The 26,144-nt window shown below is 69.2% G+C and carries 27 protein-coding genes; 21 read left to right on the forward strand and 6 right to left on the reverse strand.

All coding sequences use genetic code 11. From position 1 onward, the window contains the following. On the reverse strand, positions 1-1,869 hold the full coding sequence (gene glmS, locus AW272_RS23555) for a glutamine--fructose-6-phosphate transaminase (isomerizing) (protein WP_083958597.1): 1,869 nt from the start codon (positions 1,867-1,869) through the stop codon (positions 1-3). A gap of 60 nt (positions 1,870-1,929) precedes the next feature. Here glmS and coaA point away from each other — a divergent pair, with 60 nt between their 5' ends. From coaA to tsaD, 16 genes are all read left to right on the forward strand, one after another. Beyond that, positions 1,930-2,853, forward strand: a complete 924-nt coding sequence (gene coaA, locus AW272_RS23560) for a type I pantothenate kinase (protein WP_083958622.1) — start codon at positions 1,930-1,932, stop codon at positions 2,851-2,853. A 64-nt stretch (positions 2,854-2,917) separates the two neighbouring features. Beyond that, positions 2,918-3,874: a DUF389 domain-containing protein gene (locus AW272_RS23565; protein ID WP_066369048.1), complete on the forward strand. Its 957-nt coding sequence runs from the start codon at positions 2,918-2,920 to the stop codon at positions 3,872-3,874. A 53-nt stretch (positions 3,875-3,927) separates the two neighbouring features. Further along, positions 3,928-4,818: an ABC transporter ATP-binding protein gene (locus tag AW272_RS23570; protein ID WP_066369050.1), complete on the forward strand. Its 891-nt coding sequence runs from the start codon at positions 3,928-3,930 to the stop codon at positions 4,816-4,818. After that, positions 4,815-5,681, forward strand: a complete 867-nt coding sequence (locus AW272_RS23575) for an ABC transporter permease (RefSeq protein ID WP_066369052.1) — start codon at positions 4,815-4,817, stop codon at positions 5,679-5,681. The genes AW272_RS23570 and AW272_RS23575 overlap by 4 nt, the downstream gene beginning before the upstream one ends. After that, the gene (locus tag AW272_RS23580; RefSeq protein ID WP_066369055.1) at positions 5,678-6,586 is read left to right on the forward strand and encodes an ABC transporter ATP-binding protein; all 909 of its coding nucleotides are present in this window, start codon (positions 5,678-5,680) and stop codon (positions 6,584-6,586) included. Before AW272_RS23575 ends, AW272_RS23580 begins: the two co-directional genes overlap by 4 nt. Then, the gene (locus tag AW272_RS23585; protein ID WP_083958598.1) at positions 6,583-7,299 is read left to right on the forward strand and encodes an ABC transporter permease; all 717 of its coding nucleotides are present in this window, start codon (positions 6,583-6,585) and stop codon (positions 7,297-7,299) included. Before AW272_RS23580 ends, AW272_RS23585 begins: the two co-directional genes overlap by 4 nt. Then, the gene (locus AW272_RS23590) at positions 7,296-7,754 is read left to right on the forward strand and encodes a holo-ACP synthase (RefSeq protein ID WP_066369060.1); all 459 of its coding nucleotides are present in this window, start codon (positions 7,296-7,298) and stop codon (positions 7,752-7,754) included. Before AW272_RS23585 ends, AW272_RS23590 begins: the two co-directional genes overlap by 4 nt. Positions 7,755-7,907: 153 nt before the next feature. Beyond that, complete coding sequence (locus AW272_RS23595) at positions 7,908-9,368, forward strand: bifunctional ADP-dependent NAD(P)H-hydrate dehydratase/NAD(P)H-hydrate epimerase (protein WP_066369068.1); 1,461 nt, start codon at positions 7,908-7,910, stop codon at positions 9,366-9,368. Continuing rightward, positions 9,365-10,504 (forward strand): alanine racemase, encoded by a 1,140-nt coding sequence (gene alr, locus AW272_RS23600; protein WP_066369071.1) that lies wholly within the window; start codon positions 9,365-9,367, stop codon positions 10,502-10,504. The genes AW272_RS23595 and alr overlap by 4 nt, the downstream gene beginning before the upstream one ends. Beyond that, positions 10,501-11,553: an alpha/beta fold hydrolase gene (locus tag AW272_RS23605; RefSeq protein WP_066369074.1), complete on the forward strand. Its 1,053-nt coding sequence runs from the start codon at positions 10,501-10,503 to the stop codon at positions 11,551-11,553. The genes alr and AW272_RS23605 overlap by 4 nt, the downstream gene beginning before the upstream one ends. Before the next feature lie 26 nt (positions 11,554-11,579). Then, entirely contained in the window at positions 11,580-12,008 is a 429-nt protein-coding gene (gene tsaE, locus AW272_RS23610) for a tRNA (adenosine(37)-N6)-threonylcarbamoyltransferase complex ATPase subunit type 1 TsaE (RefSeq protein ID WP_083958623.1), read from the forward strand. 115 nt (positions 12,009-12,123) lie between these two features. Then, complete coding sequence (locus AW272_RS23615; protein ID WP_157518725.1) at positions 12,124-12,759, forward strand: hypothetical protein; 636 nt, start codon at positions 12,124-12,126, stop codon at positions 12,757-12,759. Between the two features lie 3 nt (positions 12,760-12,762). Continuing rightward, a complete protein-coding gene (locus AW272_RS23620; protein ID WP_066369085.1) occupies positions 12,763-13,308 on the forward strand; it encodes a class F sortase in 546 nt (181 codons plus the stop codon). A gap of 32 nt (positions 13,309-13,340) precedes the next feature. Beyond that, positions 13,341-14,042 carry a tRNA (adenosine(37)-N6)-threonylcarbamoyltransferase complex dimerization subunit type 1 TsaB gene (tsaB, locus tag AW272_RS23625; protein WP_066369540.1) on the forward strand — a complete coding sequence of 234 codons (702 nt, stop codon included), beginning with the start codon at positions 13,341-13,343 and terminating at the stop codon, positions 14,040-14,042. A gap of 20 nt (positions 14,043-14,062) precedes the next feature. Then, a complete protein-coding gene (gene rimI, locus AW272_RS23630; RefSeq protein WP_174551853.1) occupies positions 14,063-14,494 on the forward strand; it encodes a ribosomal protein S18-alanine N-acetyltransferase in 432 nt (143 codons plus the stop codon). Next, positions 14,487-15,509, forward strand: a complete 1,023-nt coding sequence (gene tsaD / locus AW272_RS23635) for a tRNA (adenosine(37)-N6)-threonylcarbamoyltransferase complex transferase subunit TsaD (protein WP_066369089.1) — start codon at positions 14,487-14,489, stop codon at positions 15,507-15,509. The genes rimI and tsaD overlap by 8 nt, the downstream gene beginning before the upstream one ends. Positions 15,510-15,700: 191 nt before the next feature. Here tsaD and AW272_RS23640 read toward each other — a convergent pair whose 3' ends face one another. The 3 genes from AW272_RS23640 to AW272_RS23650 all read right to left on the reverse strand — a co-directional run bounded on the left by AW272_RS23640 (position 15,701) and on the right by AW272_RS23650 (position 19,392). Next, entirely contained in the window at positions 15,701-16,930 is a 1,230-nt protein-coding gene (locus tag AW272_RS23640; protein ID WP_157518726.1) for a coiled-coil domain-containing protein, read from the reverse strand. Positions 16,931-17,056: 126 nt separating this feature from the next. Continuing rightward, complete coding sequence (locus AW272_RS23645; RefSeq protein ID WP_066369094.1) at positions 17,057-18,208, reverse strand: class I SAM-dependent methyltransferase; 1,152 nt, start codon at positions 18,206-18,208, stop codon at positions 17,057-17,059. A gap of 113 nt (positions 18,209-18,321) precedes the next feature. After that, a complete protein-coding gene (locus AW272_RS23650) occupies positions 18,322-19,392 on the reverse strand; it encodes a ricin-type beta-trefoil lectin domain protein (protein WP_066369096.1) in 1,071 nt (356 codons plus the stop codon). A 259-nt stretch (positions 19,393-19,651) separates the two neighbouring features. Between AW272_RS23650 and groES the strand changes: the two genes are divergently transcribed. The 4 genes from groES to AW272_RS42285 all read left to right on the forward strand — a co-directional run bounded on the left by groES (position 19,652) and on the right by AW272_RS42285 (position 22,708). Continuing rightward, on the forward strand, positions 19,652-19,963 hold the full coding sequence (gene groES / locus AW272_RS23655) for a co-chaperone GroES (RefSeq protein ID WP_061295283.1): 312 nt from the start codon (positions 19,652-19,654) through the stop codon (positions 19,961-19,963). Between the two features lie 61 nt (positions 19,964-20,024). Next, the gene (gene groL, locus AW272_RS23660; RefSeq protein ID WP_066369098.1) at positions 20,025-21,644 is read left to right on the forward strand and encodes a chaperonin GroEL; all 1,620 of its coding nucleotides are present in this window, start codon (positions 20,025-20,027) and stop codon (positions 21,642-21,644) included. 261 nt (positions 21,645-21,905) lie between these two features. Beyond that, the gene (locus tag AW272_RS23665; RefSeq protein ID WP_083958625.1) at positions 21,906-22,550 is read left to right on the forward strand and encodes a sigma-70 family RNA polymerase sigma factor; all 645 of its coding nucleotides are present in this window, start codon (positions 21,906-21,908) and stop codon (positions 22,548-22,550) included. Beyond that, positions 22,547-22,708, forward strand: a complete 162-nt coding sequence (locus tag AW272_RS42285) for a hypothetical protein (RefSeq protein ID WP_157518727.1) — start codon at positions 22,547-22,549, stop codon at positions 22,706-22,708. Before AW272_RS23665 ends, AW272_RS42285 begins: the two co-directional genes overlap by 4 nt. Here the strand turns inward: AW272_RS42285 and AW272_RS23670 are convergent. Both AW272_RS23670 and AW272_RS23675 read right to left on the reverse strand, forming a co-directional pair. Continuing rightward, entirely contained in the window at positions 22,669-23,046 is a 378-nt protein-coding gene (locus AW272_RS23670) for a DUF5319 domain-containing protein (protein WP_062337713.1), read from the reverse strand. The two genes, AW272_RS42285 and AW272_RS23670, sit on opposite strands and share 40 nt — an antisense overlap. A 48-nt stretch (positions 23,047-23,094) precedes the next feature. Then, positions 23,095-24,084 carry a helix-turn-helix transcriptional regulator gene (locus AW272_RS23675; protein ID WP_066369100.1) on the reverse strand — a complete coding sequence of 330 codons (990 nt, stop codon included), beginning with the start codon at positions 24,082-24,084 and terminating at the stop codon, positions 23,095-23,097. A 557-nt stretch (positions 24,085-24,641) separates the two neighbouring features. Between AW272_RS23675 and guaB the strand changes: the two genes are divergently transcribed. Next, positions 24,642-26,123 carry an IMP dehydrogenase gene (gene guaB / locus AW272_RS23680; protein WP_066369102.1) on the forward strand — a complete coding sequence of 494 codons (1,482 nt, stop codon included), beginning with the start codon at positions 24,642-24,644 and terminating at the stop codon, positions 26,121-26,123. Positions 26,124-26,144 lie beyond the last annotated feature (21 nt).

A 26,144-nucleotide genomic window follows, 5' to 3' on the forward strand; every position in this document is an offset into this window, starting at 1 on the left:
TCACTCCACGGTCACTGATTTCGCCAGATTTCTCGGCTGGTCGACGTCCAGGCCCTTCGCGGACGCGAGTTCGCAGGCGAAGACCTGCAGCGGGACCGTGGTGACCAGCGGCTGGAGCAGCGTCGGGACCGCCGGGACGCGGATCAGGGCGTCGGCGTAGGGCTCGACCGTCGTGTCGCCGTCCTCGCAGACGACGATCGTCATGGCGCCGCGGGCTCTGATCTCCTGGATGTTGGAGACGATCTTGTCGTGCAGGGTCGGTTCGCCGATGGGCGACGGGACCACCACGACGACCGGCAGGCCCTCTTCGATCAGGGCGATCGGGCCGTGCTTCAGTTCCCCGGCCGCGAAGCCCTCCGCGTGCATGTACGCCAGCTCTTTGAGCTTCAGGGCTCCTTCCAGCGCCACGGGGTAGCCGACGTGGCGTCCGAGGAACAGGACGCAGCGCCGGTTCTTCAGGGAGCGGGCGAGTTCGCGTACCGGCTCGACAGTGGAAAGGACCGCTTCCACGTCGGCGGGCGCCTTGGAGAGGCGCGCGAGGATCGCGGTGATCTCCTCGTCGGGCAGGGTCCTGCGGGTCTGGGCCAGGTAGAGGGCCATCAGGTAGCAGGCCACGAGCTGGGTCAGGAACGCTTTCGTGGACGCGACCGCGATCTCCGGCCCCGCGTGGGTGTAGATCACCGCGTCCGCCTCGCGCGGGATGGTCGAGCCGTTGACGTTGCAGATCGCCAGGACCGCCGAGCCCTGCTCGCGAGCGTGTCTCAGCGCCATCAGGGTGTCCATCGTCTCGCCGGACTGGGAGATGACCACGATCAGGGTTCCGGACGAGAGGATCGGGTCGCGGTAGCGGAACTCGCTGGCCAGCTCGACCTCGCACGGCAGGCCGGCCCACCGCTCGACCGCGTGTTTGGCGATCAGCCCCGCGTGGTAGCTGGTGCCGCAGGCCACGATGATCATTTTGTCGATGGCGCCGAGCGGGAGCCGAAGCGAGTCAAGACGCAGCCGGCCCTGCTCGTCGACGCGGCCCAGGAGCGTGTCGGCCACGGCCCGGGGCTGTTCGGCGATCTCCTTGAGCATGTAGTGGTCGTGGCCGCCCTTCTCGGCGGCCGAGGCGTCCCAGTCGACGACGAACTCGCGGCAGGAGACGGGGATGCCGTCGAAGTCGGTGATCGTCACGTCGTGGGCGCGCAGCTCGACGACCTGGTCCTGGCCCAGTTCGATGGCGCGGCGGGTGTGCGCGATGAAGGCCGACACGTCGGAGCCCAGGAAGTTCTCGCCGTCGCCGCGGCCCACGACCAGCGGCGAGTTGCGGCGGGCGCCGACGACCAGGTCGGGCTCGGCGGTGTCCACCGCGAGCAGGGTGAACGCGCCCTTCAGGCGGCGGCAGACGCGGCGCATCGCCTCGGCGAGGCCCGCGCCGGCGGCCCGCTCGTCTTCGATGAGGTGGGCGACGACCTCGGTGTCGGTGTCGGAGGCCAGGATGTGGCCCCTGGCGGTCAGGTCAGCGCGAAGCGCGGCGAAGTTCTCGATGATCCCGTTGTGGATGACCGCGACCTGCGCGGGACAGTCGGTGTGCGGATGGGCGTTCAGGTCGGTCGGCGCCCCGTGCGTGGCCCAGCGGGTGTGCCCGATCCCGACGGTCGCCTCGACCAGCGGCGTCTCCGCCAGCGCGGCCCGCAGGTTGGCGAGTTTCCCGGCTCTCTTCTGGATGCTCAGCTTGCCGTTGACCAGCGCGATCCCGGCCGAGTCGTAGCCCCGGTACTCCAGTCGGGCCAGGCCGTCGACGACGACGTCGATGGCGAGACGAGATCCCACGTATCCGACAATCCCGCACACAGTTCGCCCCCAATCACTTATGGGACAGAACATTCCATTTCGCCAGTCTGGGAAACTCCACCGGCGGTCAAGATCGGGGTAGGGTTGGGCGTCGTGGCGGATCGCGACGCGTACGTCGAGCTGAATCGGGCCCAGTGGGGTGAGCTGCGGCGCAATACGCCGATGACGCTCACCGAGGCCGAACTCGAGGAACTTCGAGGGGTCGACGACCCCATCGATCTGGCCGAAGTGACCGATATCTACCTCCCGCTGACCCGGCTCCTGAACCTTCACTTCACGGGCGCCCGGCAGCGCGGAGCGGCGGTCAGCACCTTCCTGGGCGTCAACGCGGCGCCGCCGCCCTACATCCTGGGCATCGCCGGAAGCGTCGCGGTGGGCAAGTCGACCACGGCCCGGCTCCTGCACACCCTGCTCGCGCGCTGGCCCGAACACCCCCGCGTCGACCTGGTCACCACCGACAGCTTCCTGCACCCGAACGCGCTGCTCGCCGAACGCGACATCATGCACCGCAAGGGCTTCCCGGAGAGCTACGACCGCCGCGCCCTGGTCAAGTTCGTGGCCGACGTGAAGCGCGGCCGTCCCGAGGCGTACGCGCCGGTCTACTCGCACCTCGAATACGACATCGTGCCGGGGGCCAGGCAGGTGGTGAACAGGCCCGACATCCTGATCGTCGAGGGGCTGAACGTCCTGCAGCCCGCGCCGCCCACCGCGCTGGCCGTGAACGACTACTTCGACTTCTCGATCTATGTGGACGCCCGGGTCGAGGACATCCGGGGCTGGTACGTCGACCGTTTCCACAAGCTGCGGCGCACCGCCTTCTCCGACCCGAAGTCCTACTTCAAGCACATCGCGGAACTGTCCGAGGACGAGGCGACCGTTTTCGCCAGGAACGTCTGGCGCGACATCAACGAGCGCAACCTCGTGGAGAACATCGCTCCCACGCGCGGACGGGCGGGCCTCATCCTTCAGAAGGGTCCCGACCACTCCATCAGGCGCATCCGGTTGCGCCGGGTGTGAAGGTTTTCCGCAGGTTCCGCGAGATGCGAAACCGCGTTCGAGCCCTGCGGTCATAATCGGTCGCGTGCTGCACATCCGCGTGATCAGCCCCGACCCGGACACCGAGGCCGTGGTCGGGTGCCTGCGGGAGGCGACCGGGGTCACCAACCTGGTCGTTTTCCCGGGGGTGGCCCGCTCTCCCGAGGGCGACCTCGTCGAGTTCGACGTCGCCAGGGAGGCCGCCAACGGCGTCATCGACTCGCTGCGCGGGCTGGGGATCGAGACCAGCGGTTCCATCGCGGTCGAGAAGATCGACATCGCCATCTCCGAGGCCGCCGACCGGGCCCGCGAGGAGGCGCCCGGTGAGGGCGACGACGCGGTGGTCTGGGAGGAGCTCGCTCAGAGGGTGGCCGATGACAGCCGGATGACCTGGGCGTTCATCGTCTTCCTCGCCATCGCCACCATGCTCGCCGCGATCGGGGTGCTGCTCAACTCGCCGATCCTGATCGTCGGGGCGATGGTGCTGGGGCCCGAGTTCGGGCCGATCGCGGCCGTGTGCTTCGGGCTGCTGCGGCGGGAGTGGGGGCTGATCGGGGTCGCGGCCCGGAACCTGGTCATCGGGTTCGCCGTGGCCATCGCGGTCACCCTGGCCTGCGCGCTGGTGTCCCGAGGGCTCGGCTGGATCGAACCGGCCATGATCGCCGCGGGGAACACCGAAGAGGTGAACTTCATCGTCAAGCCCGACCGGTGGTCGTTCATCGTCGCCCTGCTGGCCGGGGTCGCCGGGGTGCTGTCGGTCACGGCAGGGAAGTCGTCGTCGCTGGTCGGGGTGTTCATCTCGGTCACCACGGTGCCGGCCGCCGGATACGCCGCCGTCGCGGTCGCGCTCGGCGAATGGGGTGAGGTCGGGCACGCCGCGCTGCAGCTCGGGGTCAACATCCTCGGCATGGTCATCGCGGGCACCCTCACCCTGCTGGCCCAGCGATTCCTCTGGGAGAGGTACGGCGAACGCGTCGGTCCGCGACCACGGTCTGACCGATGACTCATTCTTACGGCCGACGACCCGCCATGGAGCTAAGGAGTACTGTCCCGATCATGACCATCCTCGCCACCGAGGCGCTCACCAAGCGATATCCCCGGGTCACCGCGCTCGACCAGCTCACGGTCAGTGTCGGCACCGGGGTGACCGGGCTGGTGGGCGCCAACGGCGCGGGCAAGTCCACGCTGATCAAAATCCTTCTCGGGCTGGTCCCGGCGAGCGAGGGCTCGGCCCAGGTGCTCGGCCTCGACCCGGCCACGCAGGGGCAGGAGATCCGCCGTTCCGTCGGCTACATGCCGGAACACGACTGCCTGCCGCCCGACCAGTCCGCCACCGAATTCGTCGTGCACATGGCCCGCATGTCCGGGCTGCCGCGCACCGCGGCCCGCGAGCGGGCCGCCGACACGCTGCGCCACGTCGGTCTTCAGGAGGAGCGCTACCGCCCGATCGGGGGCTACTCGACCGGCATGAAGCAGCGGGTCAAGCTGGCCCAGGCGCTCGTCCACGACCCCAAAGTGATCTTTCTTGACGAGCCGACCAACGGCCTCGACCCGCAGGGCCGCGACGAGATGCTGCGCCTGGTCCACCGGATCGGCACCGAGTTCGGCATCAGCGTCCTGGTCTGCTCCCACCTGCTGGGCGAACTCGAACGCATCTGCGACAACGTGATCGTCATCGAGGGCGGGCGGCTGCTGCGAGCCTCGGCGATCGGCGAGCTCACCCAGGCCTCCCAGGTGATCTCCGTCGAGGTCGAGGAGGGCCTGGAGAAACTGGCCGCCCGGCTGACCGAGGTCGGCGAGACCGTCGCCGTCGAGGGCCGCGCGCTGTCGTTGCAGGTGCGCGCCGACGAGACCTACGACCTGCTGCGAGACGCGGTCGTCGACCTCGAGCTCAACCTGGTCCGCCTGGAACAGCGGCACGCCCGCATTGAGGATGTGTTCCGATGAGTCAGCCCACCGGCGTCATTCATGACATCGGTTACCGCCACTACGACGGGCCCCGGCTCGGCCGGGGCGCCGCCGCGGTGGCCCTGGGCGTGCACAGCCTGCGCGGGACCTTCGGGCTGGGGCGGACGTTCAAGTCGAAGATCATGCCGTTCCTGCTGTTCGGGGCCATGATGCTGCCGGCCGTGGTGTCGATCGCGATCATGGCGCTGCTGAAGCAGGCGCCGATGAGTTACACCGACTACGCGATCTTCATGCAGGCGGTCATCGCGATCTTCCTGGCCGCGCAGGCGCCCGTGCTCGTGGCGCCCGACCTGCGTCACCGGGTGATCCCGCTCTATATGTCGCGGCCCATCACGATCATCGACTACATCGGGGCCAAGCTCGCGGCGATGATGGTGGCGCTGCTGATCCTGCTGGCCGTGCCGCTCACCGTGCAGTTCATCGGCGAGATGCTGATCGACCTGCCCATGCCGCTGCACACCCACGAATACCTGGCCGCGCTCGGCGGTTCGCTGTTCAGCGCGGTGCTGCTGACGTCGATCGGGCTGACGCTCGCGTCGTTCACGCCGCGCCGGGGGCTCGGGGTGGCCTCGGTGATCGCGTTCTACATGTTCACGCTGGCCACCTCCGCGGTGCTCACCGGGGTGCTGGAGAGCGAGGGCTACCGCGACGCCTCTTCGTGGAGCATTCTCATCAACCCGTTCTTCCTGGTCAACGCCGTACAGACCAATCTGTTCGGCACCCAGCCGGTCGAAGGTCTGCCCTTCCCGTCCGGGGCGGGTCCGGCGCTCATCCTCGTCGCCGTGGTGGCCCTGGCCCTGTCCGGGCTCTACCTCCGTTACCGGAAGGCGCTGGCCGCATGAGCATGATCGAGATCCGGCAGGTCAGCCGCTGGTACGGCAACGTCGTCGCGGTCAACGACGTGACGATGACGATCGGCCCCGGCGTGACCGGCCTGCTCGGGCCCAACGGCGCCGGGAAGTCGACCCTGCTGCACCTGATGGCCGGTTTCCTCCAGCCCTCCGGCGGCACGGCCACGCTCGACGCCAAGCCGATCTGGAAGAACCACGACATCTACCGCACGATCGGGCTGGTCCCGGAGAAGGAAGGCGTCTACGGCTTCCTCACCGGCTGGCAGTTCGTGCAGTCCTCGGCCCGTCTCCACGGCCTCGGCGACGACGCGGCCAGGCGGGCCATCGCCCAGGTCGACATGGCCGACGCCCAGGACCGGCGCATCGAGACCTACTCCAAGGGCATGCGTCAGCGCATCAAGGTCGCCGGAGCGCTCGTCCACGAACCCGCCGTGCTGCTGCTCGACGAGCCGTTCAACGGCATGGACCCGCGCCAGCGGCTCCACCTGATGGATCTGGTCCGCGATCTCGGCGCGGCCGGCAAGACCATCGTGTTCAGCTCCCACATCCTCGAAGAGGTCGAACGGGTCGCCCAGCAGATCGAGGTCATGGTGGCCGGGCGCCACGCCGCCTCCGGCGACTACCGGGAGATCCGGCGGCGGATGACCGACCGGCCCCACCTGTTCAGGGTGCGCTCCTCCGACGACCGGCGGCTGGCGGCGGCGCTGATCGCCGACACCGCGTCAGGCGGGGTCTCGCTCACGTCCGAGGGTCTGGAGGTCCGCACCGTCGACTTCCGGCGCTTCACCCACCAGCTTCCGAAGCTCGCCCGTGACCTGGACGTCCGCCTGTGGCAGGTGTCCCCGACCGACGAAGACCTGGAAAGCGTCTTCTCCTACCTGAGCGGCCGATCATGAACAGCGTCGTCGCGTCCATCACCTACCGGGCCGTGCTGGGCCGCAAGCGCGTCTGGCTGCTGGCCCTGCTGCCCATCTCGCTGATCGCGATCGCGCTCCTGTTCCGCATCATCGGGGGCGGCGACGAGAGCGTCACGGTGACGCTCATGTCCACCTTCGCGATCGGCACGATGCTGCCCCTGCTGGGCCTCATCGCCGGAACCGGGGTGATCGCGCCGGAGATCGAAGACGGCACGATCATCCATCTGCTGTCGAAGCCGATCTCCCGTCCGGTGATCGCGGCCACCAAATACCTGGTGGCGGCCTCGCTGATGGTGGGCTTCTCGGTGATCCCGACCTACATCGCGGCCTACATCCTGATCGGCACCGAATCGGGGATCGCCTCCGGGTTCGCCCTGGGCGCGCTGTTCGCCGGAATCGCCTACGCCGCGGTGTTCTTCCTCCTCGGGGTCGTCTCCCGGCACGCCGTCACCATCGGAGTCATCTACGCTCTCGTGTGGGAAGGGCTGATCGGCGGGTATGTGCCGGGGGCCCGGCGCTTCTCCATTCAGCAGTGGGCCCAGTCGATCGCCGACCAGGTGACGACCTCGGCCTTCATGAAAGCGGAGGTGGCGCTGAGCTTCGCCGTCCCGGCCATGGTGATCGTCGTGGTCGGCTCGGTGATCTGGGCCGGTCAGCGGCTAAGGGTGCTCTCACTCACGGGGGACGAGTGATCGTCGGTATCGGGGTCGACCTGGTGGACGTGGCGCGGTTCGCGGCCACCTTGGAACGCCGGCCCGCCTTGCGCGAACGCCTCTTCACCGAGGTGGAGCTGCAGGGCCGCTCGGTGTCCACCGGTCTGGTCTCCGGCCAGAGCGGGACCCTGTGCACCGGCCACGCCGGAGACGAACTCTGCGGCGAGACCTTCGCCGACGCGGGCCGCGACGTGCCGGTCGCGTCGCTGGCGGCGCGGTTCGCGGCCAAGGAGGCCGTGGCGAAGTCCCTGGGCGGACCGCCGGGGCTGGCGCACCGCGAGGCCGAGGTCGTCGTGGGGGAACACGGCCGGCCGGTGCTGATGATCAGCGGCCGGGCCGAGGAGATCGCGGGCGAGCTGGGGGTGCGTAGCTGGCACCTGTCGCTGAGCCACGACGGGGGGTTCGCGGTCGCGTATGTGATCGCGGAGGGCTGACTTCGGGGCTCGCCGTCGTCAGTGAGTTCCTTCGCTCCGTTACGGCTCCGCCTACCCTGACCCCGCTCGCCGCCCTGGGTGGCAGGCGGCCACCCGACGCTCCTCGGCCACTCACGCGAGGCACCGCAACGGCCTCGGGATAGCGTCGACTTCATGTGGACTGCTTTCACCAGCGATCAGGTCAGGCAGGCCGAGCACGCCCTGATGGCCATCGTGCCCGATGGCGAGCTCATGCAGCGGGCGGCCTCCGGACTCGCCGCGATCTGCGCGAAGCTGCTGCCGGGGGTCTACGGCTCCCGGGTGGTGCTGCTCGTGGGTGGTGGTGACAACGGCGGGGACGCGCTCTACGCCGGAGCACGCCTCGCCGGCCGTGGGGCCCGGGTGGAGGCGGTGCTCGCGGGGAGCAAGACCCACGAGGGCGGCTTGGCGGCGCTCAAGAAGGCCGGTGGGCGGGTCATCCAGGCGGGAGAGGTCGGCACGCCCGACCTGATCCTCGACGGGATGCTCGGCATCGGTGGCACCGGAGCCCTGCGGGAGCCCTATGCCACCCTCGCGCGGATCGCCGGGCAGTCGGGGGCCATGGTCGTCGCCGTCGACATCCCCAGCGGTGTCGATTCGAGCACCGGCGAGGTCGCAGGCGAGGCCGTCAAGGCGCGGATCACGGTGACGTTCGGGGCCCGGAAGGCCGGGCTGCTCGTCGACCCGGGGGCCGAGCGGGCCGGGGTCGTCGAGCTGGTCGACATCGGGCTCACCGACTATCTGCCCGAGCCGGAGATCACCGCGCTGACCGCCCAGGATGTGGCCGCGCTGCTGCCCGTGCCGGGGATCGAGTCGGACAAGTACCGCCGCGGGGTCGTCGGGGTCCTCGCCGGGAGCGACCGGTTCGCGGGGGCGGCCGTCCTCGCGGTCGGTGGGGCGGTCAGGTCGGGGGCCGGGATGGTCCGGTTCGCCGGGCCCGAAGACGCCGTCCACCAGGTCAGGGCTCGCTGGCCGGAGGCGATCACGGCCGTTTTGGACGGTGATCCGGTTCAGGAGGTCGGCCGGGTTCAGGCCTGGGTGCTGGGTCCCGGCATGGGCACCGACGAGCGGGCTCAGAAGATCGTCGCCGAGGTGCTCGGCTCCGATCTGCCGGTGATCGTGGACGCCGACGCGCTCACCGTCGTCGCCAAGAACCCCAAGCTGCTGCACCGGCAGGCACCCACCCTGATCACCCCGCACGCCGGTGAGCTGGGCAGACTCCTGGGCGTCGACCCTCGCGAGGTCGAGGCCAGGCGGGTCGAACACGTCCGCAGGGCCGTCGAGGAGCTTCAGGTGACCGTGCTGCTCAAGGGGTCGACCACGCTCGTCGCCGAACGGGGCAGGCCGATCCGGGTGAACACGACGGGCACGCCGTGGCTGGCCACCGCCGGGACCGGCGACGTCCTGTCGGGGATCTCGGGGACGTTGCTCGCCGCCGGACTGGCCCCTTACGACGCCGGAAGCGCGGCCGCATTTCTCCACGGGCTGGCCGCCCGGAAGGCCGCTGAGGGCGCGCCGATCGCGGCACTCGATGTGGCCCTCTCGTTGCCGGATGTGATCCGGCACCTCCGTACGGCTGCAAATATGGAGGCATGAGCAGCAGCTTCGTCACTCCTGCCGAGGCCAGGGTCGACCTGTCCGCCATCCGTCACAACGCCGCCCTCCTCAAGGAGGTCGCGGGCGGGGCCGAGCTGATGGCGGCCGTCAAGGCCGACGCCTACGGCCACGGTCTGGTCCCGTGCGCGGAGGCCGCGCTGGAGGGTGGGGCGTCCAGCCTGGGGGTCGCCACGATCCGGGAGGCCATGGCGCTGCGTGACGGGGGCGTCATCGCGCCGGTGCTGGCCTGGCTGATCCCGCCGGGGGAGCCGATCGACGAGGCCGTGGCCAGACACATCGACCTGTCGGCCGGGGCGCCGTGGCTGGTCGAGGAGATCGCGGCTTCGGCGCGGCGTACCGGGAAGACGGTGAACGTCCACCTCAAGGTCGACACGGGCATCTCCCGTGGCGGTGCGTCCGCGGCCGACTGGCCCGAGCTGGTGGAGGCCGCGCTCAAGGCCCAGGCCGAGGGACTGATCGTGATCGACGGGGTCTGGTCGCACTTCGCATCCGCCGACATCCCCGGGGATCCGTCGATAGAAGCCCAGCTCAGGGCCTTCGACGAGGCCTCCGACCTCGCGAAGAGGGCGGGCATCACGGCCCGCAGGCACATCGCCAACTCGGCCGCCATCGTCACGCTGCCGCAGGCCCGCTACGACCTGGTCAGACCCGGCATCGCGCTCTACGGGCTGAGCCCGATCCCGCACATGGGCGATTTCGGGCTGCGGCCCGCGATGACCCTCACCGCCAAGCTCGCCCTCGTCAAGAAAGTCCCGAAGGGCACGGGCGTCTCGTACGGCCACCTCTACACCACCAAGTCCGACACGACGCTTGGCCTGATCCCGCTGGGGTACGCGGACGGAATCATGCGAAATGCCACCAACCGGGCCCAAGTGCTCGTCAACGACCGCCGCTTCACTGTCGCCGGACGCGTCTGCATGGACCAGTTCACCATCGACCTGGGGGATCACCCCGCCACCGAGGGGGATGAAGTTGTCCTTTTCGGCCCAGGCGATAGAAATGAACCCACATGTCAGGAATGGGCGGATTCCCTCGGGACGATCACTCATGAGATCGTGACGAGGATCGGTGCCCGGGTGCCACGTGTACACGTGCGGCAAGGAGAGCGGGAATGACAGTACGGCGCACAGCCGGCATCGCGGGGATCGTGGTCGGTGCCGCCTCCGCGGGGGTGGCGGTGGCCGCCCTGGCCAAGCGCTACGCCGTCGGCCGCATCCGGTTGCGGCCGGACCTGGAGGCCAGTGAGCCCTTCGGCGAGCTCCACGGCACCACCGCCCGGGTCGTCACCTCCGACAACCTCACCCTCGCCGCCGAGGTCGACGGGCCGCCCAATGCCCCGCTGACCATCGTGCTCTGCCACGGCTACTGCCTGACCTCCGACTCGTGGCACTACCAGTGGCGGCTGCTGCGCGAGAAATACCGCGTGGTCGTCTGGGACCAGCGCTGCCACGGGCAGTCCGAGCGGGCCCTCGACGTCGACCAGTCGATCGACCGGCTGGGCGAGGACCTGGCGCAGGTCATCGACGATCTCGTACCGGGGCCGTGCGTGCTGGTCGGCCACTCGATGGGCGGCATGACGATCATGGCGCTGGCCGATGAGCGGCCCGAGCTGTTCGGCGACAAGATCAAGGGGGTCGCGCTCATCTCGACCTCCGCGGGGAAGCTGGCCGAGCTCAGCCTCGGCATGCCCGCCCTGGTCGCCAAGCTGGTCCACAAGGCCACCCCGACGGCCGTGGCGGTCATGAAGAAGAAGGCCGCGCTCGTCGACCGGGGGCGCCAGGCCGGGAACGACATCTCGTTCCTGCTGCTGCGCCACCTCGGCTTCGGCGACTCCACCAAGGTCAGCCCGACCCTGGTCGACTTCGCCGAGTCGATGATCCGGGCCACGCCCGCCGACGTGATCGCCGGTTTCTACCCGGCGCTCATGTCCCATGACAAGCTGAAGGCACTCGACGTCCTGAACAAGGTGCCCACGTCGATCATCGTCGGCGACCGCGACTGGCTGACCCCGCCCGAGCACAGCAGGGCGATCGCGGCGGCCGTGCCGACGGCGACGCTGACCGTGGTGACCGACAGTTCCCACCTGGTTCAGCTCGAGTGCCCGGGAATCGTGAACGACGCCCTGATCGACCTGATCGAACGGGCGGAACAGGGGGAGCGGTGAAGGAGCCTGCGGCCACGGCCGAGGACATGCGCGCACTCGGCGTGAAGATCGCCGGGCTGCTGCGGGCGGGCGATCTGGTCGTGCTGACCGGTCCGCTGGGGGCAGGTAAGACGACTCTGACCCAGGGGATAGGTGAAGGTCTTTCCGTACGCGGCCCGATCACCTCCCCCACCTTCGTGATCGCCCGGGTGCATCCGTCGCTGTCCGGGGGGCCCGCCCTCGTCCACGCCGACGCCTACCGTCTGGGCGGGATGCTGGAGGTCGACGACCTCGATCTGGACGCCTCACTCGCCGATTCGGTCACCGTGGTCGAGTGGGGCGAGGGTCTCGTGGAGGGTCTTTCGGACGAACGGCTCGAGATCGTGATTGACCGGGACGACTCTGACGAGAGTAGGTATGTCCTACTTCGAGGCGTTGGGGATCGTTGGTCGGAAATTCCTCTGGTGACGATCTAGTACGTTCCTGCTTGGAGCCTTCCACCCGACCGCTGATTCGTTAGAAAATGAAGATCTTTGCTGATGGATTGGCCTAGATTTTCTGGGTAATGGTCGGCGGTGGGAGGGGTGGGCCATGAACGCTTTATCGAGGGCTGCATTGGCCGGGGTGGTGTTACTCGGGGTCGCAGGCTGTTCCGCTGAGGCGGGGATCGTCCCGGAGCCGTCCATCACGGTGACACCGCCGTTGCCTACGGTCACTGCGACCGTACCGCCCCGGCAGGAGGTCCGGGTCGTCATCGACCCGAAGGAGATCCAGGGCGGGCAATCCCGGAACATCCGGGTCACCGCCTACTGTCCGCCCGCGCTGCCGGGCACCAACTATCAGGCCAGTGCCCACTCCGACGCCTTCACCGGCATCGTGAGCCTGCTGGCCCCCGCTCCCGAGTCGCCCGCGCCGACCCCCGCCCCCGCGCCTCGCCTGACCGGCGTGGCCGTGCTCAAGGCCAGCGCGAAGGCCGGTGGCTACCGGGTCGAGGTGCGCTGCTCGGCCACCAACGACATCGGCAACGCCCGCCTCCAGGTGCTGCGCGGCGGCACCGCCGCCGACGAGACCCGCTTCCCGACCAAGGCGCCCGGCGCCGGTGGCGGCGGCACGGCGGCCGGCGGTCCCACCGATGACTCGGGCATCCCCGTCACCCCGTTCGCAGTCGGGCTGCTGGTCGCGGCCGGTCTCGGCATCGCGGTGGCCCGCAGGCGCGCCCGGGGCTGAGCCTTGGCCGTCTCCACCCGGATGGTCGTCGCGGCGGTCATCTCGGGGTTCGTCCTGTTCGCCCTGACCAAGCCCGACACGGCCGAGGTCGAGGGCGCGCGGAGTAAAGCCGTGCCCGAACGCATCGACATCCCCGTTCTCCAGATGAAGGCGCCGCTGATCAAGCTCGGCCTGACCGGAGGCGGGGAGGTCGAGCTGCCGCCGTACGAGAAACCCAAGATCGCCGGGTGGTACGAAGGCAGCGCCGTCCCCGGCGACAAGGGCGCGGCGGTGATCATCGGGCACGTCGACACCAAGAGCGCGCCCGCCGTCTTCTACCGGCTGCGCGAGCTCAAGAAGGGCGCGGTCGTCAAGGTGGTCAGGTCCGACGACAAGACGATCTCCTACAAGGTCGACTCGATCGAGCAGATCCCCAAGGAGAAGTTTCCGGCCGAGAAGGTCTACCTCGGTGAGGGACTGCGCCTGGTCACCTGCGGTGGGCAGTTCGACTGGAACGCCCACGAATACAAGGACAACGTCATCGTGTACGCCTCCCGCCTCGACACCTGAGCACACTGCGTGTAGGGCTAGGCTTGATTTTCGTGCTGGTCCTGGCCTTTGACACGGCGACCCCTGCCGTGACCGCCGCGGTGCACGACGGAACGCGCGTGCTGGCGGAATCCACCATCATCGACGCCCGGCGCCACGGGGAGCTGCTCGCGCCGGCGATCGAGACCGTCCTGCGCGAGGCGGGTGTCTCTGCTCACGACGTGACGGCTGTCGTGGCGGGGGCGGGCCCCGGGCCGTACACCGGGCTGCGGGTCGGCCTGATAACGGCGCGGGCGCTGTCGACGACGCTCGGCGTGCCCGCCTACGGCATCTGCACCCTCGACGCGATCGCCTACGCGGCCGACGTTCCCGGCCCGTTCACGGTGATCACCGACGCGCGCCGCAAGGAACTCTTCTGGGCGACCTACGCCGACGGCGTCACCCGGCTCGACGGCCCACGGGTCGACCGGCCCGCCGACGTGCCCGTGCAGGGCGCCGTCGTGGGCGCCAGGCTCTATCTCGACGGCGTCACCGGTCCCGAGCACCCCTCCGCCGGTTCGATGGCCGCCCTGGCCGCCGCCGAACTGGGCAGGTTGTCGCCGGAAGAGGCGGCCGCCGCGGCGAAGCTGCCAGAAGGGCGCATCGACTCGGTCGAGGCCGCGCAGAACCGCGCGATTCTCGGCCCCCCGGTGCCGATCTACCTGAGGCGGCCCGACGCGCAGGTGCCCGGGGCGCCCAAGAGGGTGACGGCGTGAGCGTCGTGACGCTGCGCGGTATGAAGGTCGCCGACCTGGCCGCCGTCATGGAGCTCGAACGCGCCACCTTCCCCGCCGACGCGTGGAGCGAGCGCATGATGCTCGGCGAACTCGCCGACCAGCCCCGCACCCGCCACTACATCGTGGCCGAACGCGACGGCCTCATCGTCGGCTACGCCGGCCTGGCCGTGGCCGCCGACCAGGGCGACGTGCAGACCATCGCCGTCCTCGCCGAACACCGGCGGGCCGGGGTGGGCGCTCTCATGCTCAACGCCCTGCTCGACGAGGCCGTCCGGCGCGGGGCCTCCGCGGTCTTCCTCGAGGTACGGGCGGACAACGCCGCCGCCCAGGCCATGTACGAACGGTTCGGTTTCCTGCAGCTCGGCCTGCGGCGGGGCTACTACGACGACGGAACCGACGCGATCACGATGGTGAGGAAACTCGATGGCTGACGAGCCGATCGTCCTGGGAATCGAGACGTCCTGCGATGAGACGGGCGTCGGCATCGTGCGCGGCCACACCCTGCTGGCCGACACGATCGCCTCGAGCATGGACGAACACGCGCGCTTCGGCGGAGTCGTCCCCGAGGTGGCCTCCCGGGCCCACCTCGACGCGATGGCCCCGACGGTCGACAGCGCCCTGGCCAAGGCGGGCCTGAAGTTCTCCGACATCGACGCCATCGCCGTGACGGCCGGTCCCGGCCTCGCCGGGGCGCTGCTGGTCGGCGTGGCCGCCGCGAAGGCCTACTCGCTGGGCCTCGGCGTTCCCCTCTACGGGGTCAACCACCTCGCCGCCCACGTGGCCGTCGACCAGCTCGAACACGGGCCGCTGCCCGAGCCCTGCATGGCCCTGCTCGTCTCGGGCGGCCACTCGTCGCTGCTGCTGGTGCCCGACGTGACGCGGGAAGTGATCTCCCTCGGCTCGACCGTTGACGACGCGGCGGGCGAGGCGTTCGACAAGGTCGCCCGCGTTCTCGGCCTGCCCTTCCCCGGCGGCCCCCACATCGACCGGGCGGCCCGCGAGGGGCGCGGCAACGCGATTCCCTTCCCGAGGGGCAAGGCCGACGACGGGACCCTGGACTTCTCGTTCTCCGGTCTCAAGACGGCCGTCGCCCGATACGTGGAGAAGCAGGGCGGCGACGTCTCGGTGCCCGACGTGGCGGCCTCGTTCCAGGAGGCCGTGGTCGACGTGCTGACCCGCAAGGCTCTGGCGGCGTGCCGCAAGCACGGCGTGGATCACCTGCTGATTGGCGGCGGCGTGGCGGCCAACTCCCGCCTGCGCTCCCTGGCCCAGGAGCGGTGCGACGCGGCCGGCATCCAGCTGCGGGTGCCCCGCCCGGGGCTGTGCACGGACAACGGCGCGATGGTGGCCGCTTTGGGGTCGAACCTGGTCGCGGCAGGGGCGACGCCGTCACTGCTGGACATCCCGGCCGACTCGTCGATGCCGATCACCACCATCAACGTCTGACCTCAGGCCGTCGCCACCCCGTCGTGGCCTTCTCCGCTTGGCGACGGGAGGGCCGGGGCGCCATGAGCATCCTCCGCGCGTGATGGCTTCGAGCTTTCTGGCGGTTGCCCGTCGGAAATATGGCATTCATGCGGACACACGAGAAGGGCCGGGCCGCTTCAGCGGTCCGGCCCTCCTTCGCGCGGGTGCGTTCAGTCCTTCGTGCCCCTCGTGGGGCGTAGGAGGGCCTCAGCGAGCGCCAGCATGGTTTCTTCGAGGGCTCCGAGCCTCCGGGTCAGGTCGGTGTGAGCGGGCTCCACCGTGGTCGACAGGGCCTCGCGGACCGCCTCCTTGTCGGCGCGGCTCTCGACCAGGGGGCCGATCTCGCCCACCAGGCGGTGGAGTTCGCCGATCTCCAGGGTCGCGGGCAGCTGGCCCAGGCGCTGGTTGATGGATTCGACCCGGTCGTCGACGCCGTCGAAGCGTTCGCCGAGTTGCTCTTCCAGGGCCTCGACCTTCGAGGCCAGGCGGGTCTCCGAGTCGCCCACGCAGATGCCCAGGCGCTCGTCGAGGGTGGTGACGGCACGGTCGGTGATGTCGAGCTTGTCGCCGTTCTCGGTCAGCTTCGCCTCGATGCCCGTCACTCGGGTGTCGATGTCGGCCAGGCACTCGTCGGCCGTCTCGATGCGGGAGTCGATGCGGTCGAGGCGGGCGGTCACGCCGGCGACCTGGCCCTCCAGCGCGTGGAACTGGGCCTTGGCGCCGGACTGGGCCTCGCTGATGGTGCTCAGGCGGGCGTTGCTGGCCGACTGCTGGCCCTCGACGCCGGAGATGCGGGTCGCGATCTGGTCGAGGGTGGCGGTCAGGCGGGTGACCGCGTTGTCGAGGCCCGTGGTGAGGGACTCGGTGACGTCGGCCTCGAGGCGGTCGAGGCGCTCGGTCAGGTCGGTGACGGCCTTGTCGATGCGGCTGAAGCGGGCCGCCGCCGTCTCCATGCTCGCCTGGATCTGGGTGAGGCGGTCGGCGACCGAGGTCAGGCGGGTCAGGGACTCTTCGACGCTCTCGCCGACGGTGCCGACGTCGGCCCACAGGCTGGGCAGTTCGCCGATCGGGGTGACCTTCTCGCCGACGGTGTCGACGTGGTCACGGACCATCTCGATGTGCTGGGCGAGGCCTTCGGCCCAGGACGGCGGGCGGCCCGCCAGGTCGTCGAGGCGGACGCCGACCGCTTCCATCGTCGCGCCGATGCCGCCGAGCTCGCGCTCGCGGACCTCGCGGAGCAGCCATTCCATGCCCTCCATGCGCTGGCGGATCTCGTCGAGCACGGCCCCCTGGGTGCGCTGCTCGTAGACATGGTCCTGGGCCGCACGGGCCAGCAGCTCGCGCATCCGGTCGGACACGGCGGCCTGACTGCCCGCTTGAAGGAGGGTGTGGTTTTCCACCGAGGAGCTCCGGATCAAGAGGAAGACGTGAACACGTAATGTCACCGAACGATAACCCTCAGCGCCGACACTTTCCCGGGGACAGGGAAAGATCGGGGTTCCCGATGGATTGCCCGACTGGCGGCTTTACCTGCCCATTTCCGTGGCGAGCACGGCCACGGGACGGGTGCCGAGACGGGTCAGCAGGACCACGATCGACCCCTCCCCGGACAGTCGCAGATCGTGACGGAGCTTCTCCACGTCGACCGCCGATCCTCTTTTCTTGATCGTGACAGCGCCCACATTTCTTTCGCGGAGGGCTGAACGGAGCTTCTTCAGCGAGAAGGGCATGACCTCCTCGACCCGGTAGCCGGCGGCCCACGGGGTGGGCACATGGGAGTCGGCGGACAGGTAGGCGATCTGGGGGTCGATCAGCCGGCCGTCGACGATCTCGGCGACCTCGCCGATCAGGTGGGCGCGGACGGCGGCGCCGTCGGGTTCGTACAGATAGCTGCCGATGGGGGCGACGTCGGCTTCGACGTCGCGCGCCGTCATCGTCTCTCCGGACGGGAGCAGCGTCGCCCTCCGGCCCGACGAGCCCGACCACAGGACGGCCTCTTTGACCTCGCCCTTGAACGAGACCCATTCGGCTTCCATGCCGTCGGGGATGTACTCGTAGGGGATGCCGGGAGCGACCTTCAGGCAGGCCTTCCGCGCGCGGCCGACCAGGTCGAGGATCACGTTCCACGTGGGCGAATAGGCGGCCGGGTCGAAGACGCGACCCTTCGTGGTCCTGCGGGCGGGGTCGGCGAACAGGGCGTCGTAGGCGGATGGATCAAGGGTGGTCGCGTCGGCCAGGCGAACGGTCGCCCGTACACCCAGAGCTTCCGCGTTCGCCCTGGCCACCGCGACCGTCAGGGGGTCGAGGTCGACCGCGTCGACCTCGCAGCCCGCTCTGGCCTGGGCGATCAGGTCGCCGCCGATGCCGCAGCAGGCGTCGGCCACCGACAGACCGGCCAGCCGCTTCGCGCGGTGCTCGGCCACTTCGGGGCGGGTGGCCTGTTCGAGGCCGTGGGGGGTGAAGTACATCTTCGCCGCGTCGCCGCCGAACTTCGCGACCGCCCGCCGCCGGAGACCCGCCTGGGTCAGCGTGGCCGAGACCAGATCGGGGTCGTAGCGGCGGCGCAGAGCACTGACGGCCTCGACCGGTCCGGCGCCGGTCGCCAGGACCGCGTCGGCCTCGGCCAAGGCCGTCTGCCCGTCGGGCGTCAGCAGGCGGGCGAAGCTCTCCAGATCCACACGGAGACGCTAGCGCCCGCCGCTCACCGGAACGGACCGGCAGGGGGCTCCCGGTCCGTTCGGGGCTTCAGCGCCTGCCGCTCACCCGGAGGACAGGTCCGGGTGTCGGCCGATCATCGGGTGGTCCATCTCTGGGCGGTGGAGTTGTTGCAGGTGCGTAGTTCTACGACGGCGCCGTTGCCCGTTCCGGTCGCGTGGAGGCACTTGCCTGATCCGGTGCCGACGAGGGCGCCGCCGGAATTCTGGGTGAACTTCTGGGCGGACGTCCCGTTGCACTCCCAGATCTGGATCTTGGTGCCGTCGGCGGTGCCGTTGCCGTTCACGTCGAGGCAGCGGTTTCCGTACACCCTGAGCTCGTTGGCGGTCGTTCTGGTCCAGCGCTGGTTGACGCCGTTGTGGCAGTCCCACATGTGGATCTGGGCGCCCTGGGCCTGCGAGACGCCGCTCACGTCGAGGCAGCGGTTCGAGGCGGTGTTCACGTAGCTGACCGCCGCGCCGGCCACGGGGGTGAGGCTGCCGGGGAACGCCTGGAGGGCGGTCCACCAGCGGGCCGCCATCTTGTCGTAGCCGGTCTGGTTGGGGTGCAGGCCGTCGGCCAGGTCGGCGGTGGTGAAGCCGGTGTTCATGTCGACCAGGTGGGTCAGCGGGCCCTTCTGGGCCACGATGCCGGGGACCGCCGCGTTGAAGGTCTGGATCCTGGCGTTGAACGCCGGATCTGCGGATGGTGTGATTTGTGCGACAAACAGCTCCACCTGCGGGGCGTTGGCGCGGATCTTGTCGATCAGGGCCGACAGCCGGGCGGGCGCCGTGGACACCTGGTACTGCTGGCCCATGTCGTTGGTGCCGATGTGCAACAAGATCGTTCTCGGGGTGTACGTCGCCAGCCATCCCACGATCTGGGCGTCGATCTGGTCGATGCGCCAGCCCGAGTGACCCTCGTGGTCGTGGTCGCCCAGACCGGCCGGGCCGTTGAACCCCGAGCCGACGAAATCGGCCGTGTGACCTGCCTGGACGAGACGTTGCCATAGATTGATGCGGTAGCCGCCGGGGACGTTGAACCCGTCGGTGATGCTGTCGCCCAGCGGCATCACCCGGACGCCGCCGTTCGACTCGGCGAACACGGGTGTGACGAGGAGCCCTGTCGTGAGCAGGAGACCCATGAGGGCCGGTAACAGTCTGCGCATTGCCCATCCCTTCGATTGGTGGCACAAGCGAGGGCGAGTTCAATGAACGACTCTGACTTTGCACTGTCAACATCTGCTTGAAGTGCGGTGAGTGTGCTTCCGCCCGTGTTGACGTCCTCGGGGAAGGTGCATACTGTGTCGTGTTGGCACTCGCCTAGTGAGAGTGCCAATGCGACGCAGATAGGTCTGACACCCGCGACGGCAGGCCGCTGGTCGCCTCTTCAGCTCATTCATCGCAATCTGAAGGGGAGGTCCGATCGTGACGACCGCCACCAAGGTTCCCGTTAAGCCGCTCGGCGACCGCATCGTGGTCCAGCCGCTTGAGGCCGAGCAGACCACCGCCTCTGGCCTGGTCATCCCGGACACGGCGAAGGAGAAGCCCCAGGAGGGCCGCGTCCTCGCTGTGGGCCCCGGCAACTGGGACGAGTCCGGCAGCAAGCGCGTTCCGCTCGACGTCAGTGAGGGCGACGTCGTCCTCTACAGCAAGTACGGCGGCACCGAGGTCAAGTACGGCGGCGAGGAGTACCTCGTGCTCTCCGCCCGTGACGTGCTCGCCATCATCGAGAAGTAGGCCGTGAGGAGACCCCGGGCGCGACGAGCGCCCGGGGTTTCCTACGCTGAGAGGACCTTAAATGCCCAAAACCCTGGCGTTTGACGAGGACGCCCGCCGCGCGCTCGAGCGTGGCGTGAACGCCCTCGCCGACGCGGTCAAGGTGACCCTCGGCCCGCGTGGCCGCAACGTGGTCATCGACAAGAAGTTCGGCGCGCCGACGATCACCAACGACGGCGTGACCATCGCTCGTGAGATCGAGCTCGACAAGCCCTACGAGAACCTTGGCGCCCAGCTGGCCAAGGAAGTCGCCACCAAGACGAACGACGTCGCCGGTGACGGCACCACCACCGCCACGGTGCTGGCCCAGGCCATGGTCCGCGAGGGCCTGCGCAACGTGGCCGCCGGTGCCCAGCCGCTGTCGCTGAAGCGTGGCATCGACCTGGCCGCCCGGGCCGTCAGCGAGAAGCTGCTGACCTCCGCGCGCCACGTCGAGGACAAGAAGGAGATCGCCCACGTCGCGACGATCTCCGCCCAGGACGCCAAGATCGGCGAGCTCATCGCCGAGGCGTTCGACAAGGTCGGCAAAGACGGTGTCATCACCGTCGAGGAGAGCAACGCGCTCGGCCTGGAGCTCGAGTTCACCGAGGGTCTCCAGTTCGACAAGGGCTACCTCTCGGCCTACATGGTCACCGACCAGGAGCGTATGGAGGCCGTCCTCGACGACCCCTACATCCTCCTGACCCAGGGCAAGGTCGCCTCCCTGGCCGACTTCCTGCCGCTGCTGGAGAAGGTCGCCCAGACCAAGAAGTCGCTGTTCGTGGTCGCCGAAGACGTCGAGGGCGAAGCCCTGGCCGTCCTGGTCACGAACAAGATCCGCGGCACCTTCACCTCGGTCGCCGTCAAGGCTCCGGGCTTCGGTGACCGTCGCAAGGCCATGCTGCAGGACATCGCGATCCTGACCGGCGCGCAGGTCGTCTCCGAGGAGATCGGCCTCAAGCTGGAGCACGTCGGCCTGGAGGTGCTCGGCACCGCCCGGCGCGTCGTCATCACCAAGGACGCCACGACGCTCGTCGACGGCGCCGGTGAGGGCTCGGCCATCGCCGACCGCGTCAAGGAGATCAAGCTCGCGATCGAGCAGTCCGACTCCGACTGGGACCGCGAGAAGCTCCAGGAGCGTCTCGCGAAGCTGTCGGGCGGCGTGTGCGTGCTGAAGGTCGGCGCGGCCACCGAGGTCGAGCTGAAGGAGAAGAAGCACCGCCTGGAAGACGCGATCTCGGCCACCCGCGCCGCGATCGAAGAGGGCATCGTCTCCGGCGGCGGTTCCGCTCTGGTCCACCTCGCCGCCGAGCTCGACAACCTCGGGCTCACCGGCGACGAGGCGACCGGCGTCTCCATCGTGCGCAAGTCGCTCGTGGAGCCGGCTCGCTGGATCGCCGAGAACGCCGGCCTCGAGGGCTACGTCGTGACCGCCAAGGTCGCCGAGCTCCCCGTGGGTCACGGTCTCAACGCCGCCACCGGTGAATACGGCGACCTGATCGCTCAGGGCGTCATCGACCCGGTCAAGGTCACCCGTTCGGCCGTGCAGAACGCCGCGTCCATCGCCGGCATGCTGCTGACGACCGAGGCGCTCGTCGCCGACAAGCCCGAGGACGAGGCCCCCGCCGCCGCAGGCGGCCACGGCCACGGCCACGGTCACTAATAACGGTTGCAGTTCCACGGCCCTCACCCATTCGGGGTGGGGGCCGTAGTTCTATATAGAAGCTGTCAACCGGACAACTTGTCAGAACGTCCTATGGGTCTGACCTGTCAGAACATCTGACAAAAATGCAGCATTTTGTGCGTATTACTGAAATGTCCAAAACCGTCGAGTGTTCGTGCGATTACTTGCAGTTATCACCGCATCAATGTGACCAATCCGTATCCGTTCACCATGACGACAGTTCTCTGTGTGGCGGGCATCATGCCTAACGTGACCGAGGGATGCGTCGCCGACGCCGCAACTGGGGTAAGGCTTGCGATTGGGTCCAGAGTCGACGTGAGGCCGGAGGAGTCCGACCTCAGGGAGCTGACCAGTCTGGCCGTGACAGGGGACCGCACCGCCATCGAGCGGCTGCTGACGCAGCTGCGGCCGATGGTCGTGCGCTATTGCCGAGCCAGGCTCGGCCGGGTTTCGGGGCATTATCACAATGCCGATGATGTGGCCCAGGAGGTCTGCATCGCGGTGCTGTCGGCGCTGCCGCGTTATCGGGACATGGGCCGCCCGTTCGCGTCGTTCGTCTTCGGCATCGCCTCGCACAAGGTGGCCGACTCGCTGCGCAGTTCGGTGCGATCGGCCGTGCCGACCGAGGATCTCCCCGACGGGCCCGACGAGCGTCCCGGGCCCGAGGAGACCGTGGTGCGGTACATCGAGGCCGAACACGCCCGCGCGCTGCTGTCGCGGCTGCCGGAGAACCAGCGGGAGATCCTGATCCTGCGGGTGGTCTCCGGGCTGTCGGCGGAGGAGACGGGCAACGTCCTCGGGATGTCACCCGGTGCGGTCAGAGTGGCCCAGCATCGTGCTCTTGCTCGGCTCCGTCAGATGGCGGAGCTAGAGTCGATTGCGTGACAATCGACGTTGACGCCGTTCTCGACGCGCTGGCCCGGCGCGAGGCGGTGCGGTCGTCCGATCCGGCGATCTCGGTTCTGCGTGCCCTGATCGCCGACGTGGACAGCATTCAGGAAGCTCAGCGGCTCTCTTCGGTGTCGATGACGCCGTCGACATAGCCTCGGGCGTACTCCCAGCTGACATAGTCGGCGGGGTCGGGTTGGAAGGCGGGTTCGTGGACCTGCGGTCGCCCGTTGTCGATCATCTGGCGTAGGTTGCCCCGGAGCAGGTCCCAGTCGAAGTAGTGCTGTTCGCCACATTCCGGGCAATCGAGCACCAGACCGAGCACCCCCTGCGGTTCGAGCAGGGAGCGGAAGACCTCCACGTCGGCGAGGTCGGTCAGCGCCTCGTCGCGTTCGGCCATCGTGAGCGGCTCGGGATCATCGAGCTCGCCCAGCTCCACGGCGGGATCGTTGGGGTCGTCCGCGAACGGGTCGCGGGGGACGTCTTCCAGCACGTAACCACCATATGACTCCCATCGCCCCCGGTGTGCTCAAAGACCGGGTCAGGACAGCCAGCCCCGGCGCGCCGCCTCGACCCCGGCCTGGAAGCGGGTCTGGGCCCCCAGCTCGGCCATGGCGTCGGCGAACCGGGCCCGGACGGTCCGGACCGAGAGTCCGAGGCGCCGGGCGATGGTGTCGTCGGAGATTCCCTGGGACGCCAGCCGCAGCACCTGGACGGCCCCCGGCGAGTAGCGGATCGGCGTCGCCCGCTGCCACATCTCGTCGAACAGCGCGCGCAGCGCGCCCACCACGATCGGGGCTCTGACCAGGTAACAGTTGTAGGCGCTGCCGGGCAGCGACACGCCCCAGTCGGCGGGCAGGCCGGCGGCGTCGTGGCCGATCGCGAAGAACCAGCTCGGCACCCGATCAAGGGCCCGGATGCCCGCCCCGGCGGCGGTCAGCCGGTCGAGGGAGTCGCGCATTCCGGGGATGGCGAGGGCGGAGGCGGGGACAACCGCACGGGCCGTGAGGAGATCGCTTTTCAGCGCCTCGATCCATGTGTCGGCATATTTCCGGATGAAATCCGTGAGGCTGCGTTCATCGGGGATCGCGGTCACCAGATCGGAAGGCGGCGATTGGAGCGCCAGACCGATCACGCTTTCGTAGAGTTCGTCGGCGCCGTTCACCAGTTCCACCGGGAACTGGCGGCTTTGGTAATCGCGTCCGGCGTCGTAGGTGAGCGTCAACCCGCCCACCGAGGCCAGCACCTCGTCGATCTGGCGGCTCTCCTCGGCCAGCCGGTCGAGCCGGGCGGCGATCAGGCGCCCGATCGCGGCGGCCGGGTGGCGGGCCAGGAACTCGCCCGCCTGCTCGTCGACCGCACCCAGCCGGACCAGGCCGGCCAGCTGGTCGGCGACCTCGTCGGTGGGTTCGTCGGCGGCCTGGGCGATTTCGGGCAGGGTGGCCCGGTGCAGTCGTAAGACGGTTTCGTACACCGCCGTCTGGGCCCGGCTGAGGCCCAGGCTTCCCAAAGGGTCGGCAGAGGTGGTCATCGTCGGTCCAGTTTCAGGTCGTGGTCACGCCCGGATGTCTGCTCCCTCGCCAGGAAACCGCCGCGGCCGGGCAACCGAGCGACTTCGCGAGGATAACGCGCTATTGCGTTTCCGATGGAGAAAACCGCGAGAGGTGCAGCTTCGTGTAATTGCAGGTTCGGACATTGTGTCGGGACCCACCGTGACGCACTCTTGACCCTGCGTCGGCACGGGGTGGGGCGCCGTGACCGACCGGGCGCGGAGGGGGGCTCGGCGGTCACCGTGGGGGTCTCACCCATCTGACGCGTCAGGGGGGTCCGCACTTGTGGCGGGTCCCCCTTTCTTCTTTCCGTTACGGCTTCGCGTGGCCGGCCCCGCCCGCCGCGCCCGCCCCGCGCCGCATCCGGCGCCGACCGGCCGCGCCCGCCCCTGTGGGTGACGGTGTGGGTGACGGTGTGGTGGTCGCCACCTTTCCTCGCAGGGGCGCTGAAGTGGCGGTTGCTTCTTTCCGTGAGCTCTAGACTGGCCCGGAGGCCTGACGAGGTCTTCTTTGCCGCCGAAGGGGGTTCGCGGTCGCCATGGCCAGATTCACCGAACAAGGGCTCACGTACGACGACGTACTGCTGGTGCCCGCATACTCGGACCTGCAGCCAGGTGACGCTGACACCGGCACCCGGCTCACTCGCGGGATCACGCTGCAGATTCCACTGATCAGCGCCGCGATGGACACGGTGACCGAGGCGCGCATGGCGGTGGCGATGGCCCGCCAGGGCGGCGTCGGCATCCTGCACCGCAACCTGTCGATCGACGACCAGGCCCGCCAGGTCGACCTCGTGAAGCGTTCCGAGGCCGGCATGGTCACCAACCCGGTCACCTGCTCGCCCGACGACACGCTGGCCGACGTGGAGCAGCTCTGCGCGACCTACCGCATCTCCGGGGCTCCGGTCACCGACGCCGACGGCGTGCTCGTCGGCATCGTCACCAACCGTGACATGGCCTACGAGACCGACCACTCGCAGCTCGTCCGCGACGTGATGACCAAGATGCCGCTGGTCACCGCGCCGGTCGGGGTCTCGCGCGACGAGGCGTTCCGCCTGCTGCGCACCCACAAGGTCGAGAAGCTGCCCCTGGTCGACGACCGGGGCCGTCTCCAGGGCCTGATCACGGTCAAAGACTTCACCAAGAGCGAGCAATATCCGCTGGCCACCAAAGACGCCGACGGCCGCCTCGTGGTCGGCGCGGCGGTCGGGGTCGGGGGCGACGCGGAAGACCGCGCCCGCGCCCTCATCGAGGCCGGGGCCGACGTGATCGTCGTCGACGTCGCCCACGGTCACTCCAAGGGCATCGGCGACATGATCGCCAAGCTCAAGGCCAACACCGCCGTCCAGGTCGTCGGCGGCAACATCGCCACCCGCGCGGGCGCCCAGGCGCTCATCGACGCGGGCGCCGACGCCGTCAAGGTCGGTGTAGGGCCGGGCTCCATCTGCACCACCCGCGTGGTCGCCGGTGTCGGCGCCCCGCAGGTCACCGCCATCCACGAGGCCTCGCTCGCGGCCGGTCCCGCCGGTGTGCCGGTCATCGGCGACGGCGGCCTCCAGTACAGCGGCGACATCGCCAAGGCCATCGCGGCCGGCGCCGACGCGGTCATGCTCGGCTCCCTGCTCGCGGGCTGCGAAGAGTCGCCGGGCGAACTGATCTTCATCAACGGCAAGCAGTTCAAGTCCTACCGGGGCATGGGCTCGCTGGGCGCCGTCCGCAACCGCGAGCGCGGCGGGCAGTCCTTCTCCAAGGACCGCTACGCGCAGGACTCCGTGAGCGGCGACGACAAGTTCATCCCCGAGGGCATCGAAGGCCAGGTCCCCTACCGCGGTCCGGTCGCCGCCGTGGCCCATCAGTTGGTCGGAGGGGTCAGGCAGGGAATGTGGTACACGGGGTCGCGCACCATCGCCGAGCTCCGCGACAACGGCCAGCTCATGCCGATCACCGCGGCCGGTCTGAAGGAGAGCCACCCCCACGACATCCAGATGACGGTGGAGGCTCCGAACTACCACCGTCGCTGACCTCTATCGAGCAACAGGAAC

This window comes from Herbidospora mongoliensis (genome assembly GCF_001570545.1).
Classification (GTDB): domain Bacteria; phylum Actinomycetota; class Actinomycetes; order Streptosporangiales; family Streptosporangiaceae; genus Herbidospora; species Herbidospora mongoliensis.

Excerpts from the sequence above, each read along its gene's own strand:
- AW272_RS23575 (WP_066369052.1), top strand. The coding sequence starts at position 4,815 with ATGAGTCAGCCCACCGGCGTCATTCATGACATCGGTTACCGCCACTAC.
- tsaD (WP_066369089.1), top strand. The coding sequence starts at position 14,487 with ATGGCTGACGAGCCGATCGTCCTGGGAATCGAGACGTCCTGCGATGAG.
- AW272_RS23605 (WP_066369074.1), top strand. The coding sequence starts at position 10,501 with ATGACAGTACGGCGCACAGCCGGCATCGCGGGGATCGTGGTCGGTGCC.
- alr (WP_066369071.1), top strand. The coding sequence starts at position 9,365 with ATGAGCAGCAGCTTCGTCACTCCTGCCGAGGCCAGGGTCGACCTGTCC.
- AW272_RS23615 (WP_157518725.1), top strand. The coding sequence starts at position 12,124 with ATGAACGCTTTATCGAGGGCTGCATTGGCCGGGGTGGTGTTACTCGGG.
- AW272_RS23595 (WP_066369068.1), top strand. The coding sequence starts at position 7,908 with ATGTGGACTGCTTTCACCAGCGATCAGGTCAGGCAGGCCGAGCACGCC.
- AW272_RS23585 (WP_083958598.1), top strand. The coding sequence starts at position 6,583 with ATGAACAGCGTCGTCGCGTCCATCACCTACCGGGCCGTGCTGGGCCGC.
- AW272_RS23665 (WP_083958625.1), top strand. The coding sequence starts at position 21,906 with ATGCCTAACGTGACCGAGGGATGCGTCGCCGACGCCGCAACTGGGGTA.
- glmS (WP_083958597.1), bottom strand. The coding sequence starts at position 1,869 with ATGTTCTGTCCCATAAGTGATTGGGGGCGAACTGTGTGCGGGATTGTC.
- groL (WP_066369098.1), top strand. The coding sequence starts at position 20,025 with ATGCCCAAAACCCTGGCGTTTGACGAGGACGCCCGCCGCGCGCTCGAG.
- tsaE (WP_083958623.1), top strand. The coding sequence starts at position 11,580 with ATGCGCGCACTCGGCGTGAAGATCGCCGGGCTGCTGCGGGCGGGCGAT.
- guaB (WP_066369102.1), top strand. The coding sequence starts at position 24,642 with ATGGCCAGATTCACCGAACAAGGGCTCACGTACGACGACGTACTGCTG.
- AW272_RS23580 (WP_066369055.1), top strand. The coding sequence starts at position 5,678 with ATGAGCATGATCGAGATCCGGCAGGTCAGCCGCTGGTACGGCAACGTC.
- AW272_RS23650 (WP_066369096.1), bottom strand. The coding sequence starts at position 19,392 with ATGCGCAGACTGTTACCGGCCCTCATGGGTCTCCTGCTCACGACAGGG.
- AW272_RS23675 (WP_066369100.1), bottom strand. The coding sequence starts at position 24,084 with ATGACCACCTCTGCCGACCCTTTGGGAAGCCTGGGCCTCAGCCGGGCC.
- AW272_RS23570 (WP_066369050.1), top strand. The coding sequence starts at position 3,928 with ATGACCATCCTCGCCACCGAGGCGCTCACCAAGCGATATCCCCGGGTC.
- rimI (WP_174551853.1), top strand. The coding sequence starts at position 14,063 with ATGAAGGTCGCCGACCTGGCCGCCGTCATGGAGCTCGAACGCGCCACC.